Below are 15,286 nucleotides of genomic sequence, written 5' to 3'. Positions count from 1 at the left end.
TCAGGTCGCCCTGCGAGAGCGCGGACAGCAGCGTGGACACCCGATCCAGAACCAGCGCGTTCGCGTCCAGCAACCCGTTGATGCGTTCGGACAGGGTCAGGAAGAACCCCTGCTTGCCGGCGGTGTCGATGCGTCCGCTCATGTCGCCGGATGCGGCGGCCTGCACGATGCGGGTCATTTCCTCCTCGACTTCCACCTCGGCGGTACGGTCGGACCACTCGACCACGAAGCCGAGGCGCCGGCCGGCGTCGTCCACCACCGGATTGATGATCAAGCGCATGACCCGCCCGCCCACCCGGATCTGGGCCTGGTGGGTGCCGCGCAGTTCCGCGAGCAGGCGTGACTGGTGCTCCGGATGCTTGTGGAAGATGTCGATGCTGCTGCCGATCAGGGTGGCTACGTCGAAACGCGGCACATCGCGGCGGATCTGTTCCTCCACCTGCGACAGCATCGCCAGCAGCGGCCGGTTGGCGTAGACGATGTTGCGATCGGCGTCGGCGATCATCACGTGGGTGGTCACCCCGTCCAGCGCGGTGCGGATGCGCAGGTTCTCCTGCCCGGCCGTGCGCTCGTGATGCAGGCGCTGTTGCAGCTGGCCGCTCATCGACACCAGCGCGGTCGCCAGCGACGCCGGCGGGAAGTCCATCCGGGCGATTTCCTCCGGCACGGGTTTGTCCGCCGCCACCTCGCGCGCGAGCGTCGTCAGCCGGCGCGGCCCGTAGCCCAGCCACAGCAACTGGCGCCGCAACTGCACGGCCATGATCACCAGCAGCACGGTTTCCACCACCACGTAGGCCGCGTGCAGCAGCACGATGCCAAAGCCGCTGCCCGCCGGGAACACCGGCACCGGCCAGCCGGCCTGCTGCATGAAGAAGAACGCCACGTGATGCACGGCGATGGCCGCGGCCGCGACCACGATCGGCACCCAGTCGCGGTAGTACAGCAGCAGCGCGATCATCAGGATCACGCCGAAGTGCGCCTCGACCATGCCGCCGGACTGGTGGATCAGCACCGCGGACAGCACCATCAGCACCAGCGCCAGGGTAACCCGGCTCAGCCGCGTGCCCGGAAACAGGCAGGCCTGCAACGCGGCGACCGCGACGCTCGGCAGCGCGACCGCGAAAACCGGCATCCACTGGCCATTGCGCAGCGCCAGCAGCAGCGTGGCGACACCCAAGGTGGCCACCAACCACAGGAAGATGCGGTCGGCATCGGCCGCCAGTTCCTCAAGGTAGGCGTAGCGTTCGCGACCAACGAGGCCGCCATCGTTTCGAAGTGAATGCGGTTGGGCGGACATGCGATTCTCCTTATCTGCACGGGCAACGGGATCCGCTGACGAGCGCGCGCGGCGCGTCTTCGCGGTGGAAAGACAGGTAGCGGGTCGCCAACGGCGAGGTCGCGGTGCCGGCGCACAGTCCATCCGGACGCATCGGGCCGGCGTAGCGCAGCCGGCCCTCGGCATCCAGGGCGATCAGGGAATGGGGCAGATCCGTGCTGGCGACGCCGGCCAGTTCAACCCAGCGGATGCCCCGCGCGCGCAGCGCGTCCCGCACCTGGCGGGTGTCTTCGCGGTCGTCGCAGGTGCACGCCACGGGCAAGTGGAAGACCACCGCGGCACCGTGATGGCGTTCGAGGTCCACCTGTCCGCGCAGCGCGGTGAGCAGGGCATCGGCTTCGGAGACCGGCGAGGCACGCACGGCGCCAGTTTCGAGCCGGGCCAGCGCGGGCACCATCGCGCCCAGCCAGAGCACGAGCAGGCCCGGCCCTATCCAGGCGGGTGCGATCCTTCGCGGTGGTGCGGCGGTGGATTCCATTGCGGGCCCTCTCCCCAGGGCATCAATGGTTCGTCCGGCATTGGTCCCAGACCCCACCTATCGGCTTCGCGACCGGAATCTTTATTACCTCCGCGCCGCCGCCACGACGAAACTCAACCGAACAGCCGCATCACCAGCCAGTTGATCGCGCCGCCGCCCAGCAGCAGGAACGCGAACAGGCTCAGCGCCAGCAGCAGCGGCTTGACCCCGGCCTGGCGGATGGCGCCGGCATGGGTGCGCAGGCCCAGCGCGGCCATCGCGGTCGCCAGCAGCACGGTATCCAGCTGCACGATCACCGCCACCCACGCGGTCGGCAGCAGGTGCAGCGAGTTGAACAGGCTGACCACGATGAACATCACCGCGAACCAGGGAATCATTAGCTTCGGCCGCGCGCCGTTGGCATCGGCGCCGGCTTCCGCGCCCAGGCGCGCGGACAGGATCAGCAGGAACGGCGCCAGCAGCATCACCCGGATCATCTTCTCGATCACCGCCACCGACGCAGCGGATTCACTGATCGCCTTGCCGGCGACCACGACCTGCGCGACTTCATGGATGGTCGATCCGGCGTAGACGCCATAGGCGTGCGCATCGATGCCCAGGTGCGGATACAGCGCCGGATACAGGAACATCCCCACGGTGCCGAACACCACCACCGTCGCCACCGCGACCGCCACCTTGTGCGGCTGCGCCTTGACCACCGGCTCGGCCGCCATCACCGCCGCGGCGCCGCAGATCGCGCTGCCCGCGCCGATCAGCATCGAGGTCTCGCGATCCAGCTTGAACAGGCGCGTGCCCAGCCACACCGCCAGCAGGAACACCGAGGCCACCACGATCACGTCGATCACCAGCCCGGCCATGCCGACCTGGGCGATGTCCTGCACGGTCACCCGGAAGCCGTACAGCACGATGCCCAGCCGCAGCAGGGTGCTCTTGGCGAAATCCACGCCCGACGCGGTGTGCGCGGCGATGCGCGGGAACACCGTGTTGCCGGCGACGATGCCCAGCAGGATCGCGGCGGTCAGCGCGCTGATGCCCCAGCCCTGCACGGTCGGCAGGCTCGCCAGCCAAAGGCCGGCGGCCGCGAGCAGCGCGGCCAGGGCAAGGCCCAGCCACCAGCCGGACTGGCGGTGCGGCGGGACCGATACGGAAGACATGGACTGGCTGGACATCGGAAAACCCGGAAAAAACGGAGATGCGGGCGGGACAATCCGCCGACGGACGGCACCATAGTCCCGGCCATCGAATGAGTCCAATGCATATAATTCCCTCATGCATGAATATTCCTCATTCAATTAATCTGCACCTCCTGCGGGTATTCGCCACGGTCGTCGAGCAGCAGGGCTTCTCGCGCGCGGCCGAGACGATGTTCATCACCCAGTCGGCGGTGTCCAAGGCGGTGCGCGAACTGGAACACCAGCTCGAACTGCCGCTGATCGACCGTGGCCCCGGCGGCGCCCGCGGCGTGCGCGGCATCCGCCTCACCGAGGGCGGCCAGGTGCTGTACGAACACGCGCGCGGCATCTTCGCGATGGAGCGCATCGCGCTGGAGGACGTCCGCGAGCGGGTCGGCCTGCGCAAGGGCGAACTGCGCATCGGCGCCAGCACCACGGTGGCCGGCTACTGGCTGCCGGTGCACGTGGCCGCCTACGCGCGCCGGCATCCGGACATCCGCACCCGGGTGATGGTCGCCAACACCGCCCAGATCGCCCAGGCCATCATCGACTGCACGGTGGATGCCGCCTTCGTCGAGGGACCGGTCGACGACCCGCGCATCGATCGACGGGTCTGGCGCGAGGAGGCGCTGGTGGTGATCGCGCCCGACGATCTGGCCGGCAGCGGCAGCCGGCTCGCGACCGCCGCCAGCCTGAGCGAACAGACCTGGCTGCTGCGCGAGGAAGGCTCAGGCACCCGGCGGGTGGCCGAGCGGCTGCTGCACGCGCACGGCATCACCCCGAAGCACCAGGTGGAGATCGGCAGCAACGAGGCCATCGCCCGCGCGGTGGCGGCCGGCGCCGGGGTCGCCATCCTGCCCTCGGTGGTGGTGGAGGATCTGATCGCGATGCGCCGCGTCCGCACGTTGTCGCTGGACGGCCAGGCCGCGCTGAGCCGCCGGCTGTACCGGCTGGAACTGCTCAACCGGCGTCGCTCGCCGGCGCTGGAAGCGTTCCTGGAGCAATTGCCGGGCGCGTAGGGCAAACACGGCATCGTCCGGCCGCGGTTCGCTGCGATTCCATTCTCCCACGCAGGAATGTCGCCGAAACCTGGCTTTCGGAAGTGTCTTATTGGCTTCTTGTCCGTTGTTCGCGAAAAGAGGACGACTGAATCCTCCAGCCAAATCGAGTCAAGGAGAAGTCCCCAATGCGTGAACTACAGGCAAGCGAGACTGCAGCGGTAAGCGGTGGCGAACTGAATTTCTCGGTGGGCTTTCCTTCCGGTGTGTCATGCGAAGGAACGCTCAGCGATTGGCGCAGCGCGGCGCGAGGGGCATGGAACCTCCTCGCGGCCAGCCCCTTCACCTTCCCGGGCGTCGTTATGCGCCTCCACTTCTATCGGTTGTCCCAGAAATAAAAACGGGTTCCCGGGGTGCGAAAGCACCCCGGACTTTCTCCCCCCATGAACAAGAAATCGCTTGCGCTGGGTGAAATCGGCGTCGCCATGCTGGCCACGCTGCTGGCCGGCGGCCTGTCCGAGCTGGGAGCACGGTTCGAAATCCGTGGTGCGGACGCGATTCAACAGATTGCCCTGTTTCTGGTACTGATGAAGTGCTATCCCGAGCGCTTGGCGAACCAATCGGGAATCACGCCGCTGCTCTTCAGTATTTTCACCGGGAGCCTTTTGGGCGCCGTCTGGATCCTCGCCGTCGGTTTGCCCAACCTTGGCAACACGAAATTCCCGGCCGCGACGGATTTTTCGGCTGTGGACATTGCCCTGGGCGTCCTGACCGCCGGGGTCGCTGCTCCCCTGTTCGAGAAGAAGGTGGTCCGTCAGTTGATGCTCGACGGACTGTCGCGTCTCGTGGGTCGGTTCGCATCATCACTCGTGACCTCCGCCGCATTCGGGCTCTTCCATGCGAATTCCATGCTGTGGGGTTGTTTCGCCTCGCTTCTGCTTTGCTTCTGCGCGCTCCGGCTGAACATGACAAGCGTTCAACGAGCCATCGCCCATGGAATTTGCAACATTCTGATTCTTCTGTGGTATTTGACCGGCGGCTTGGGACTGTCCGGCTGATTGGCGCTGGAAGCGTTCCTGGAGCGGTTGCCGGGCGAGTGAAGCCGCTGTGCTTAAGCCCGCTCTTCATCGCGTCTGCACGGCGGCATGCTGCAATCCATCGGCAGTTTCCACTGGCATACGCGATGAAGATTCCCCGCAAGCGCGCCTATCCGCTGGACGACATCCGCCGTTTCCTCGAACCCGGTCCGGTGGTGCTGGTGAGCTCGGCCCACGGCGGCCAGCGCAACATCATGACGATGGGCTGGCACATGATGATGGGCTTCGAGCCAGCGCTGTTCGCCTGTTACCTCTGGCGCGGCAACCATACCTACGGATTGGTCCGGCGCAGCCGCGAATGCGTGATCAACCTGCCCGGCTCGCATCTGCTGGACGCGGTGGTCGGCATCGGCAACTGCAGCGGCGCGCAGGTGGACAAGTTCGAACGCTTCGGGCTCACCGCCGGCCGCGCGAGCCAGGTTGGCGCCCCGCTGATCCGCGAGTGCCATGCGAACTTCGAGTGCCGGCTGTACGAGCAGCGCCAGACCGACGCCTATCACCTGTTCATCTGGGAAGTGGTAGCGGCGCATGTCGCCATTTCCCCGCGCCTGCCCGAGACCGTGCACTACCGCGGCAACGGCGAGTTCATGATCTCCGGGCGCACGATCAGCCGCCGACGGGCCTTCCGCCCGGAAAACTTGTGAACCCCGCTCACGGGGGCGAGCTGGGGTGGGGCGGGGTCTCGCCACGTCGTGGTTCCGCCGCAGAAGGCGNCGGGGTCTCGCCACGTCGTGGTTCCGCCGCAGAAGGCGGCCCCCATCCCAGCCTTCCCCCGCAAGCGGGGGAAGGGGCGGTTTCCGGGTTCGGGAGAGTCTTCAACTTGCGGTGGCGGTGCGTAGCTCGCGGATACATTCCAACGTTGCGAATTGCTGAACAACGCACGGACACCGCCCCCTCCCCCGCCCGCGGGGGAGGGCTGGGGTGCGAAACGTCACTGCTGCTTCGCCGCTGAAAGCGCCCCCCATCCCAGCCTTCCCCCGCAAGCGGGGGAAGGGGCGGTTTCCGGGTTCGGGAGAGTCTTCAACTTGCGGTGGCGGTGCGTGGCTCGAGGATACATTCCAACGTTGCGAATTGCTGAACAACGCACAGACACTGCCCCCTCCCCCGCCCGCGGGGGAGGGCTGGGGTGGGGGCGAAACGATCGGACTGCCAGACGACGCACGAATACCCCCTCCATGCCCGAATTTGATCGCAAGGCGCGGAGTGTGGGCTAGGCTGGCGGGAACCAAGATGGCGTCGTCCCCCACGACGAGCCTTTCCGCCATGAACGCATCCTCCCCTTCCCGCCCGCGTACCGCCGCCACCGCCATCCAGGACGACCCGCGCTGGGCCGCCCTGCGGGCACGGGATCCGGCCGCCGATGGCCGCTTCGTGTACGCGGTGAAGACCACCGGCGTCTGGTGCCATCCCAGCAGCCCGTCGCGCCTGCCGCGGCCGGAGAACGTGGTGTTCTTCGATACTCCCGAAGCGGCCGAGGCCGCCGGCTACCGCGCCAACCGTCGCGCCGCCGCCGATCGCGCGGCGCTGGCCCGCCAGCACGCAGAACGGGTGGCGCATGCCTGCCGGCAATTGGAGAACACCGACGAGCCGCCCTCGCTGGCGCAATTGGCCGAAACCGCGGGGATGAGCCCCTACCACTTCCATCGCGTGTTCAAGGCCATCACTGGCGTGACCCCGAAAGCCTACGCGCAGGCGCAGCGCGCGCGCCGCATGCGCGAGGGGCTGGAAGGCGACGCCACCATCACCGATGCGATCTTCGATGCCGGCTTCGGTTCCAACAGCCGCTTCTACGAAACCTCCAACCAGCGCCTGGGCATGCGCCCGAAGGACTGGCGCGCCGGCGGCGCCAATACCGACATCCGCTTCGCCATCGGCCAGTGCTCGCTGGGCGCGATCCTGGTCGCGCGCAGCGAGCGCGGGGTCTGCGCGATCCTGCTGGGCGAGGATCCGGAAGCGCTGGTGCGGGACCTGCAGGATCAGTTCCCGCGCGCGCACCTGATCGGCGGCGACGCGGGCTTCGAGGATTGGGTCGCGCGGGTGGTCGGCTTCGTCGAGGCGCCCGGCATCGGCCTGGACCTGCCGCTGGACGTGCGCGGCACCGCCTTCCAGGAACGGGTGTGGCAGGCGCTGCGGCAGATTCCGCCCGGCAGTACCGCCAGCTACGCCGAGATCGCCCAGCGCATCGGCATGCCGCGGGCGGTGCGCGCGGTGGCGCAGGCCTGCGGCGCCAACCACCTGGCGGTGGCCATTCCCTGCCACCGCGTGGTCCGCAGCGACGGTGCGCTGTCGGGCTACCGCTGGGGCGTGGATCGCAAGCGCGAACTGTTGCGGCGCGAAGGCGCGGCGTGACCGGATACCGGTGCGTTGCCGGCGCGGCGTGCTACGTTCCCCGCCTCTCCATGACGACGTTGGGACGGGCATGCGCAAGACGTGGAAGCGCGCCGCAGGCGCGATGTGTCTCTGGCTGATGGCGGTGCCGCTGCTGGCGGACAATCCGGGCGAACGCGCCTACGCCGACGTCGACCCGTTCATCGGCACCGGCGGCGAGGGCCATACCTATCCCGGCGCCACCGTTCCGTTCGGGATGGTCCAGCTCAGTCCCGATACCCGCATCCAGCCACGCAAGGACGCCTACGGCTGGGCCGCCGGTTATCGCCACGACGATCGCACCATCGTCGGCTTCTCGCACACCCACTTCTCCGGCACCGGCCATTCGGACCTCGGCGACGTCCTGCTGATGCCGATCAGCGGCGAGGTGAAGCTGGAGCGCGGCAATCCCGACCCGCCCGGCAGCGGCTACACCTCGCGCTTCCGCCACGACGACGAAACCGCGCAGCCCGGCTACTACGCGGTCACCCTCGACGACTACGGCGTGCGCGCCGAGCTCACCGCCACCGCGCGGGTCGGCGTGCACCGCTACAGCTTTCCGCACGGCAAGCCCGCGCACGTGCTGATCGACCTGCGCACCAGCCTGTACGACTATCCGGGCAAGGTGCTGTGGTCGCGATTGCGCCTGCGCCCGGACGGCACCGTCACCGGCTTCCGCGAGACCCGCGGCTGGGCGCCGGGGCGGCAACTGTATTTCGCGCTGCGCTTCTCGCGGCCCATCCAGGGCCGGCAACTGCACGACACCGAGCAGGACGTCGCCTACAAGGGCTTCCCGCCGCCGGGCGAGAAGGATCCGCGCCAGCGCGCGCAAATCGAGGGCCGGCAGATCGTGGCGGCGTTCGATTTCGCCGATGCGCGGGAACCGTTGCTGGTCAAGGTCGCGATCTCCCCGGTCAGCGAGGACAACGCCATCGCCAATCTCGACGCCGAAATGCCAGGCTGGGACTTCGACGGCGTGCGCGCCGACGCGCGCCGGCAGTGGACGCAGGCGTTGGGCGCGATCGACGTGGACGCGCCGGAACCGCAGCGGCGCAGCTTCTACACCGCGCTGTACCACACGCTGCTGGGGCCGACCCTGTTCATGGACAGCGACGGAAGCTACCGCGGACCGGACAATGCGGTGCACCAGGCCAAGGGCTTCACCCACTACTCGACCTTCTCGCTGTGGGATACCTACCGGGCGCTGCATCCGTTGCTGACCCTGGTGCAGCCGGAGCAGCGCACCAACGACTTCGTGCAGTCGCTGTTGGCCGCGCGCCGGCACAGCCCCTATGGCGTGCTGCCGGTATGGGCGTTCCACGGCCAGGAGACGTGGTGCATGATCGGCTACCACGCCGTGCCGGTGATCGCCGACGCCTACATGAAGGGCATACGCGGCTACGACGCCAACGAGGCGCTGGAGGCGATGGTCGCCAGCGCCAACTACGGACCCTACGACGGCATCGCCCAATACCGCGAACTCGGCTACGTGCCGATCGACGAGGAAGGCGAGGCCGCCTCCAAGACCCTTGAATACGCGTTCGACGACTGGACCATCGCGCAGGTGGCCGAGGCGATGGGACGCCAGGACGTCGCGGCCGACTTCAGCCGCCGTGCGGCCAACTGGAAGCATGCCTTCGATCCCGGCACCGGTTTCATGCGCGCGCGCAAGCGCGACGGCGCGTTCCGCGAGCCCTTCGATCCATCCGCCAGCGGCTACGGCACCGACTACACCGAAGGCAATGCGTGGCAGTACTCCTGGTACGTGCCGCAGGACGTGGCCGGACTGGCGCGGGCACACGGCGGCGAGGACAAGCTGCTGGCGCGGCTGGACCAGGTGTTCGAGGCCAAGGTGGATCCGAAGATCTTCGCCCACATGGAAGACATCACCGGGTTGATCGGCTGGTACGCGCACGGCAACGAACCCAGCCATCACGTCGCCTACCTGTACGCGCACGCCGGCCAGCCCTGGCGCACCCAGGCGCGGCTGGGCGCGATCATGGCCAGCCAGTACGCACCGCGTCCGGACGGCCTGGCGGGCAACGACGATCTGGGCCAGATGTCGGCGTGGTATGTGTTCACCGCGCTGGGTTTCTATCCGGTCGCGCCGGCCAGCAACCAGTACGTCATCGGGCGGCCGTTCCTGCCACGCGCCAGCCTCAACCTGCCCAACGGCAAGCGCTTCACCGTGATCGCCGATGGCCTGGACGAAGCGCATCCCTACATCGGCGGCGCGACCCTCAACGGCAAGCCGTTGGACCGCGCCTATCTGGAGCACGCCGAAATCCTGGCCGGCGGCGAGTTGCGCTTCACGATGCAGGCCGAGCCGAACCGCGCATGGGGACGCGACGCGCGTCCCTATTCGATGAGCCGCTGAAGGAGGCATCGGGAAACGCGAAGGGGACGCGATATGCGTCCCCTTCCCTGCCGGCGCGGAAATCCGCGCCCATGTCCACGGAATCAGAACCCGCGTGAAAAACCGACCATCACGGTGGCGCCGCCATCCGTGTCGCGTTCGACCAGCGGACTGTCGCGAAGCGCCGATGGCAACCGGCGGTATTCGGCGCTGGCGATGAACAGCCATTTTTCCGCGAACGGACGCATCAGAATCAGGCTGGCGTTGGGCACGGTGACGCTGCCCGGGCGGTAGCGCACCACGCCGCGGGCGATTTCCTCGTCGAGGGTGCCGTAGTAGTAGTCGGCCAGATCCGAGGACAGCCAGCGCACGCCCACGCCGGGCGTGAGTAGCCAGCCGCCGGCCTTGAACGGATAGCGGTAGGTGATCGAGGCCTGCTGGCCTTCGCTGGTGCTGGTCACGTCGGCGCGCGCATCCAGTTCCAGTTCGCCGGCCGCACCGCGCCAACGCGCGCTCATGCCCACGTCCGCGGCATCGTCGCGGTCCTCCAGCAGGCGGCGGTCGATACCGCGCTCGGCCAGTTCCGTAACGCCGAAGTCATCGGCGTCCACGCCGTCCAGGCGCCCGGCGACATAGCCGTCCAGCACGAAGCCTCCGCGCGAGAACAGGTGCAAGCCGGCCTGCGCGCCACGCCAGAAGAAGCGCTCGCCTTCGTACGACACGTTGGGGAACACCAGCGTCCGGTCGTCCTCGCCGGCGTAGATGCCTTCGCGGCTGGCGACCGCCAGGCCGATGCGCCAATGTGACGCCGAGGCCTGTCCGGCTTCGCGATTGGATTCGGACACGACCTGCGCGGACACGGGCGCGGCGGCGCAGACAAGCAGACCCAGGCAGACCAGGGGGCGGACGGACGACATGAAGACTCCTGCGGGGAAGGCGTGGGGGCACGCGGGAGGCGCACGATAGGCACACCCGTTTTAATCGGGCTTTAAGACGAATGCTGCTCATCCGTCCGGCCTTTCACGAAACGGTCATGCCAGCCGGATCGACAATCGGTGCAAACCCGACGGAGTCCCCTCATGGAATACCTCCGCAGTCCGTACGGCCCCGCCAGCCTGGAGCGCGCGAGCCAGCAGGTCGCCGCCTGCCTCGCCTTCGACGAGCCGCCCGACATTCCCGAGGATTTCGAAGCCTTCAGCCGCGAGGACTTCCAGCGGCGGATACGCCTGCATCCGGATCTGGACTGGCACGACGCATGTCGCGCGTACGCACTTGGACTGGCCACGCATGCCAGTCACGCCGGACGCACCGACCCGGCGACCGACGATGATCTGGAAGCGCAATGGGACCGCCTGCCCAGCCCGCCCGCCGCGGCGTGGCCGGTGGCGCGCATGTTGATCCACGAAACCTGGCGCTGGCTGTCCCGATAGGAGGCGCGGAGGAGACGTTCCTTCTCTTCCGGCCTTCTTTTTTCTTGCCGTCCCTTGCCGACGCGTTCAGACCGGCGGCGGTGGCTGGCGCGTCTCCGGCCGGGAACGCGGGCGCGCGGTGGCGGGAACACGGCAGGCCTGGAGCCGTCCTCCCATGCGTTCCCACACCGCGGCCACGATCGTCATCACGGTCTCGCGATCCAGGCGGTCGCAGGGTGGCAACTGGCGTTCGTAGGCGCCTTCGATGCGATCGGCCAATGCGTCGAGCGGTTCGCGATGCCACTGCAGATAAAGATCGTAGGCGAAACGGAACGTCGGCTCGAAACGCCTGAACGCCCGATCGCGGTGGCCGGCCATCGGGCCGCAATGCTGCCACCGCTGCAGCTCGGCCTCGACGTCAATGACTTCGCACTTGCTTTCCGGGGTGAGTCCCTGCAACAGCATCCTTCTGCCTCCTTTCTCCGGCGGACACCCCCAATATCCGCGTCCAACATGACAGCATCAGCAGAAACAACGCATTCGACGCCGAAAAAACGGACGCCGGCGAGACCGTTCGTCGGAAATGCACGCGCCTTGCGTGACGCTGTTCGCGGATGAGCCCGGTACCCGTATCGTGGCGTCGGACTCCACATGTTCATCGACGGCTTTCCATCATCGACAACCGACATCGACAGGAGCCTCCCGTGCTGAAGAACGTGGCGTTCACCATGTATCCCGTCCGCGACGCGCCGCGTGCCCGCGACGTCTACTAGAACGCACTGGGCCTGCGTGCCGGTTCGGTCGGCAATCAGGGCGACAAGTACTGGGTGGAACACGATCTGCCGGGCGGCGGTTGCCTGGCGCTGACCCATTTCATCGAGGACCGGCCCAGCGCGACCGCGGGCGGCACGATCGCGTTCGAAGTGGATGATCTGGAGGACCTGATGCGGCAGCTGAAGGATCGCGGCGTGCCGTTCCGCAGCGACATCATCCACAGTCCGGTCTGCCGGATGGCGGTGTGCGAGGACAGCGAAGGCGATTCGGTCATGCTGCACCAGCTCAAGCCCAGGGCGTGGACCGGCGCGGGATTCAGTACTTGAGGTTCAGCTCGGTGACGTGCGCGCGGTTGGCCTCGTACAGTTCCTGGAACTCCTCCTCGGTCAGATCGTCGGAGGCGTAGATCGAGACCGGATCCCATTCATGGTCGGTCGGCAGCGGCGTGCGCGGTCCGGCCTTGCGCGACAGCACCAGACCACGACGCTCGACCAGCTCGGGCAGATCGTCCCAGCGCTCGCGCTCGAAGTCGTTGGTACCGTAGAGCAGGATCACATCGTTCATCGCTTCGCCATCCATCGACCGGTTGGAATCCCCAAGTCTAGGAAGACGGGCAATCATTGCAACAACCCGCGCGCAAAGCAGCGTGCCAGCGATGGCACGTTTTCCATGTCACGCCGGTCGCCGCCGCGCCGTCATCGCCTGCACGGCGCTGCCCGCCAGCATCGCGGCGATGAAGATCAATGCGCTGTCCGCGCCCGCGGCCGCGCCGACGAGCGCCGGACCGGGACAGTAGCCGGCCAGTCCCCAGCCGATGCCGAACAGCAACGCACCGATCACCAGCGGACGGTCGATCGCGCGCGACAGCGGCAGGCGGAAACGATCCGCCAGCAACGGACGCCGGCGACGCAGCACCAGCCGGAACGCCACCCCCGTGGTGGCAACCGCACCCGCCAGCACGAACGCCAGGCGCGGATCGAAGTCGCCGGCCACATCGAGGAAGCCGAGCACGACGTTCGGGTCGGTCATGCGCGAAAGCGCCAGTCCGGCGCCGAACAACGCACCCGCCAGCAGCGCGGCGAACCAGCGTTTCATCCCGCGCCTCCCGCCAGATGCCGGGTCACGAACACGGTGAGCACCGCCGCCGCCATGAACACCAGCACCGCCACCAGCGAGCGCAACGACAGCCGCGCCAGCCCGCACACGCCGTGCCCGCTGGTGCAGCCATTGCCAAGTCGGGTGCCGAAGCCCACCAGCAGGCCGGCCAGCACCAGCACCGGCGTCGTGGCCGGCGACACGGAGACCTGTCCGGTCAGTTTCATCACCAGCACGCCGGCGCCCGCCAGCCCGAGCAGGAAGGCGATCCGCCAGCCCCGCTCGCCCGCGCCCTGCCCTGCCAGGCCATTGACGATGCCGCTGATGCCGGCGATGCGTCCGTTTAAGAACAGCAACGCCGCGGCGGCGAGACCGATCAATACTCCGCCCAGCAATGCCTCGGACATGCCGCTCACGAAGGGCGGCCCAGCTGATTGAGCGGCAGGCGCAGATAGGCGATGCCATTGGCATCGGTCTCCGGCAGGCGGCCGCCGCGGATGTTCACCTGCAAGGCCGGCAGGATCAGGCGCGGTACCGGCAGGCTGGCGTCGCGTGTTTCGCGCAGGGCGACGAACTCGTCTTCGCCGCGCCGGTTGCCGACGTGGATGTTGCCTTCGCGCTGCGCCGCCACGCTGCTTTCCGCGCGCGGTTCACGCCCGGCGGGATAGTCGTGGCACAGGAACATGCGCGTTTCCGGCGGTAGCGCGAGCAGTTTCTGGATCGAGGCGTACAGCTTGCGGGCGTCCCCGCCCGGGAAGTCGACCCGCGCGGTGCCGGTTTCCGGCGCGAACATCGTGTCGCCGATGAAGGCGGCATCGCCGATGAGGTAGCTGAGGCTGTCGTCGGTATGTCCGGGCGTGGCGAGGACACGCACGTCCAGTCCGCCCGCATCCAGGCGGTCGCCGTCCTGGAGCAGGCGATCGAACTGACCGCCATCGGCGACGAAGTCGTCGCCCAGCCCGAACAGCGCCTTGAAGCGGGCCTGCACCTGCACGATGCCGCGGCCAATCGCCAGCGGCGCGCCCAGCGCATCGCGCAGGTAGCCGCCCGCGCTGAGGTGGTCGGCATGCGCATGGGTCTCCAGGATCCATTCGACCTTCAGGCGATGCTGGTGGATGTACCCGAGCACCGCGTCGGCGGAGGTGGTGGAGGTGCGCGCGCTCGCCGCGTCGTAGTCCAGCACCGGATCGATGACGACGGCCGCGCCGCCATCGGCGCCCGCGGACACGACGTAGCTGAAGGTGTTGGTGTCGGCGTGGAAGAAGCTCTCGACGCGTGGATGGATGGCGGTGGCGGCCATGTCCCGCTCCTTGCAATTTTATTCAAGTATTTGCTAAATTAGCATTGCCTTAAATATGGTGCAAGCCGATGCCTTCCTCCCATGACATGCAACGGATGGCCCGGCACGCGGAGGACGCGGCCGGCCTGCTGAAGGCGTTGGCGCACCCCGCCCGCCTGCTGGTGATGTGCCGGCTGCTGGAAGGCGAGGCAAGCGTGTCGGATCTGCAGGGCCTGACCGGGCTGTCGATGTCGGCGCTGTCCCAACACCTGGCGGTGCTGCGCGAAGCGGGACTGGTCGGTAACCGGCGGGTGGCCCAATCGATCCTCTACTCGCCTTTGCCGGGGCCCGCGTTCGGCGTCATGCAGGCGCTGTACGACGCCTATTGCGCTCCGGCCGCCCGCGCCTCGCGCGCGCGCCGCGCCCGCTGATCACAGCCAGCGCCGGACCCGCCGGCGATAGGCCGGGTAGGCGTCGGGAAACCGCTCGGCGAGCATCCGTTCCTCCGGAAGAATCTGGAACCGGGTAATCCAGGCGAGATAGAGCCCCACGCCGGCCAGCGCGAACGGCTGGGCGAGCACGCTGGCCCAGGCCAGCAGCAACAACGCGTGGCCCAGATACATCGGATTGCGGCTGAAGCGATACGGTCCGGCGACCACCAGGCGGCTTGTCGCCTGTGGACGCATCGGGTTGACCGTGGTGCCGGCGCGGCCGAACCACCACTTCGGCACCAGGTTCAGCGCCAGTCCCGCCGTGCCCAGCGCGGCCGCCAACCATCCCGTGCCAGGCCAACGCGGCGAGGCGGGCGACAAGTTCGCCAGGCACCACATCAACGCGGCGGCAAGCAACAGGACGATGGGAGGCGGGACGCGGGTTTCCAGTACGCGGAGCATGCGGGTTCCGGGGGGGCAGGCGGCACCCGGTC

At 68.0% G+C, this 15,286-nt stretch carries 17 protein-coding genes and 1 pseudogene; 8 read left to right on the top strand and 10 right to left on the bottom strand.

What is annotated here, in order from left to right; all coding sequences use genetic code 11:
• From IQ458_RS17480 to IQ458_RS17470, 3 genes and pseudogenes are all read right to left on the bottom strand, one after another.
• A pseudogene (locus tag IQ458_RS17480) lies at positions 1–1,297 on the bottom strand (PAS domain-containing protein); the annotation flags it as partial.
• Between the two features lie 10 nt (positions 1,298–1,307).
• Positions 1,308–1,814, bottom strand: a complete 507-nt coding sequence (locus tag IQ458_RS17475; protein WP_203323617.1) for a hypothetical protein — start codon at positions 1,812–1,814, stop codon at positions 1,308–1,310.
• A 113-nt stretch (positions 1,815–1,927) separates the two neighbouring features.
• Positions 1,928–2,983 carry a YeiH family protein gene (locus tag IQ458_RS17470; protein ID WP_203323616.1) on the bottom strand — a complete coding sequence of 352 codons (1,056 nt, stop codon included), beginning with the start codon at positions 2,981–2,983 and terminating at the stop codon, positions 1,928–1,930.
• A 104-nt stretch (positions 2,984–3,087) separates the two neighbouring features.
• On the opposite strand from IQ458_RS17470, the gene IQ458_RS17465 reads away from it, so the two are divergent.
• The 5 genes from IQ458_RS17465 to IQ458_RS17445 all read left to right on the top strand — a co-directional run bounded on the left by IQ458_RS17465 (position 3,088) and on the right by IQ458_RS17445 (position 9,825).
• Positions 3,088–4,005 (top strand): LysR substrate-binding domain-containing protein, encoded by a 918-nt coding sequence (locus tag IQ458_RS17465; RefSeq protein WP_221188927.1) that lies wholly within the window; start codon positions 3,088–3,090, stop codon positions 4,003–4,005.
• A gap of 422 nt (positions 4,006–4,427) precedes the next feature.
• Positions 4,428–5,042, top strand: a complete 615-nt coding sequence (locus IQ458_RS17460) for a CPBP family glutamic-type intramembrane protease (RefSeq protein ID WP_203323615.1) — start codon at positions 4,428–4,430, stop codon at positions 5,040–5,042.
• A gap of 125 nt (positions 5,043–5,167) precedes the next feature.
• Complete coding sequence (locus IQ458_RS17455) at positions 5,168–5,725, top strand: flavin reductase family protein (protein ID WP_203323614.1); 558 nt, start codon at positions 5,168–5,170, stop codon at positions 5,723–5,725.
• A gap of 619 nt (positions 5,726–6,344) precedes the next feature.
• A complete protein-coding gene (ada, locus tag IQ458_RS17450) occupies positions 6,345–7,430 on the top strand; it encodes a bifunctional DNA-binding transcriptional regulator/O6-methylguanine-DNA methyltransferase Ada (protein WP_192199612.1) in 1,086 nt (361 codons plus the stop codon).
• A 103-nt stretch (positions 7,431–7,533) separates the two neighbouring features.
• Positions 7,534–9,825: a GH92 family glycosyl hydrolase gene (locus tag IQ458_RS17445; protein ID WP_425504715.1), complete on the top strand. Its 2,292-nt coding sequence runs from the start codon at positions 7,534–7,536 to the stop codon at positions 9,823–9,825.
• 83 nt (positions 9,826–9,908) lie between these two features.
• Here the strand turns inward: IQ458_RS17445 and IQ458_RS17440 are convergent, their stop codons facing one another.
• Entirely contained in the window at positions 9,909–10,721 is an 813-nt protein-coding gene (locus tag IQ458_RS17440) for a MipA/OmpV family protein (protein WP_203323612.1), read from the bottom strand.
• Between the two features lie 162 nt (positions 10,722–10,883).
• Here IQ458_RS17440 and IQ458_RS17435 point away from each other — a divergent pair, with 162 nt between their 5' ends.
• Positions 10,884–11,234, top strand: coding sequence for a hypothetical protein (locus tag IQ458_RS17435; protein ID WP_183639421.1), 351 nt, complete (start codon positions 10,884–10,886; stop codon positions 11,232–11,234).
• A gap of 66 nt (positions 11,235–11,300) precedes the next feature.
• Here the strand turns inward: IQ458_RS17435 and IQ458_RS17430 are convergent, their stop codons facing one another.
• The gene (locus tag IQ458_RS17430) at positions 11,301–11,678 is read right to left on the bottom strand and encodes a hypothetical protein (RefSeq protein ID WP_183639422.1); all 378 of its coding nucleotides are present in this window, start codon (positions 11,676–11,678) and stop codon (positions 11,301–11,303) included.
• A gap of 314 nt (positions 11,679–11,992) precedes the next feature.
• On the opposite strand from IQ458_RS17430, the gene IQ458_RS17425 reads away from it, so the two are divergent.
• Positions 11,993–12,313 carry a VOC family protein gene (locus tag IQ458_RS17425; RefSeq protein ID WP_328805221.1) on the top strand — a complete coding sequence of 107 codons (321 nt, stop codon included), beginning with the start codon at positions 11,993–11,995 and terminating at the stop codon, positions 12,311–12,313.
• Here the strand turns inward: IQ458_RS17425 and IQ458_RS17420 are convergent.
• From IQ458_RS17420 to IQ458_RS17405, 4 genes are all read right to left on the bottom strand, one after another.
• The gene (locus IQ458_RS17420; protein ID WP_203323610.1) at positions 12,303–12,551 is read right to left on the bottom strand and encodes a hypothetical protein; all 249 of its coding nucleotides are present in this window, start codon (positions 12,549–12,551) and stop codon (positions 12,303–12,305) included. The genes IQ458_RS17425 and IQ458_RS17420 overlap by 11 nt on opposite strands.
• Before the next feature lie 108 nt (positions 12,552–12,659).
• Positions 12,660–13,082, bottom strand: coding sequence for a DUF6691 family protein (locus IQ458_RS17415; protein WP_203323609.1), 423 nt, complete (start codon positions 13,080–13,082; stop codon positions 12,660–12,662).
• Positions 13,079–13,489 carry a YeeE/YedE family protein gene (locus tag IQ458_RS17410; RefSeq protein ID WP_203323608.1) on the bottom strand — a complete coding sequence of 137 codons (411 nt, stop codon included), beginning with the start codon at positions 13,487–13,489 and terminating at the stop codon, positions 13,079–13,081. The genes IQ458_RS17415 and IQ458_RS17410 overlap by 4 nt, the downstream gene beginning before the upstream one ends.
• 5 nt (positions 13,490–13,494) lie before the next feature.
• On the bottom strand, positions 13,495–14,382 hold the full coding sequence (locus IQ458_RS17405) for an MBL fold metallo-hydrolase (RefSeq protein ID WP_203323607.1): 888 nt from the start codon (positions 14,380–14,382) through the stop codon (positions 13,495–13,497).
• Between the two features lie 68 nt (positions 14,383–14,450).
• Between IQ458_RS17405 and IQ458_RS17400 the strand changes: the two genes are divergently transcribed.
• The gene (locus IQ458_RS17400) at positions 14,451–14,792 is read left to right on the top strand and encodes an ArsR/SmtB family transcription factor (protein WP_192199605.1); all 342 of its coding nucleotides are present in this window, start codon (positions 14,451–14,453) and stop codon (positions 14,790–14,792) included.
• Here IQ458_RS17400 and IQ458_RS17395 read toward each other — a convergent pair whose 3' ends face one another.
• Positions 14,793–15,254 carry a methyltransferase family protein gene (locus tag IQ458_RS17395; RefSeq protein WP_203323606.1) on the bottom strand — a complete coding sequence of 154 codons (462 nt, stop codon included), beginning with the start codon at positions 15,252–15,254 and terminating at the stop codon, positions 14,793–14,795.
• Positions 15,255–15,286 lie beyond the last annotated feature (32 nt).

The organism is Pseudoxanthomonas beigongshangi, assembly GCF_016820515.1.
Lineage (GTDB): Bacteria > Pseudomonadota > Gammaproteobacteria > Xanthomonadales > Xanthomonadaceae > Pseudoxanthomonas_A > Pseudoxanthomonas_A beigongshangi.
Note: the sequence above shows the minus strand (reverse complement) of the source record. Positions and strands in the feature narration are given on the sequence as shown.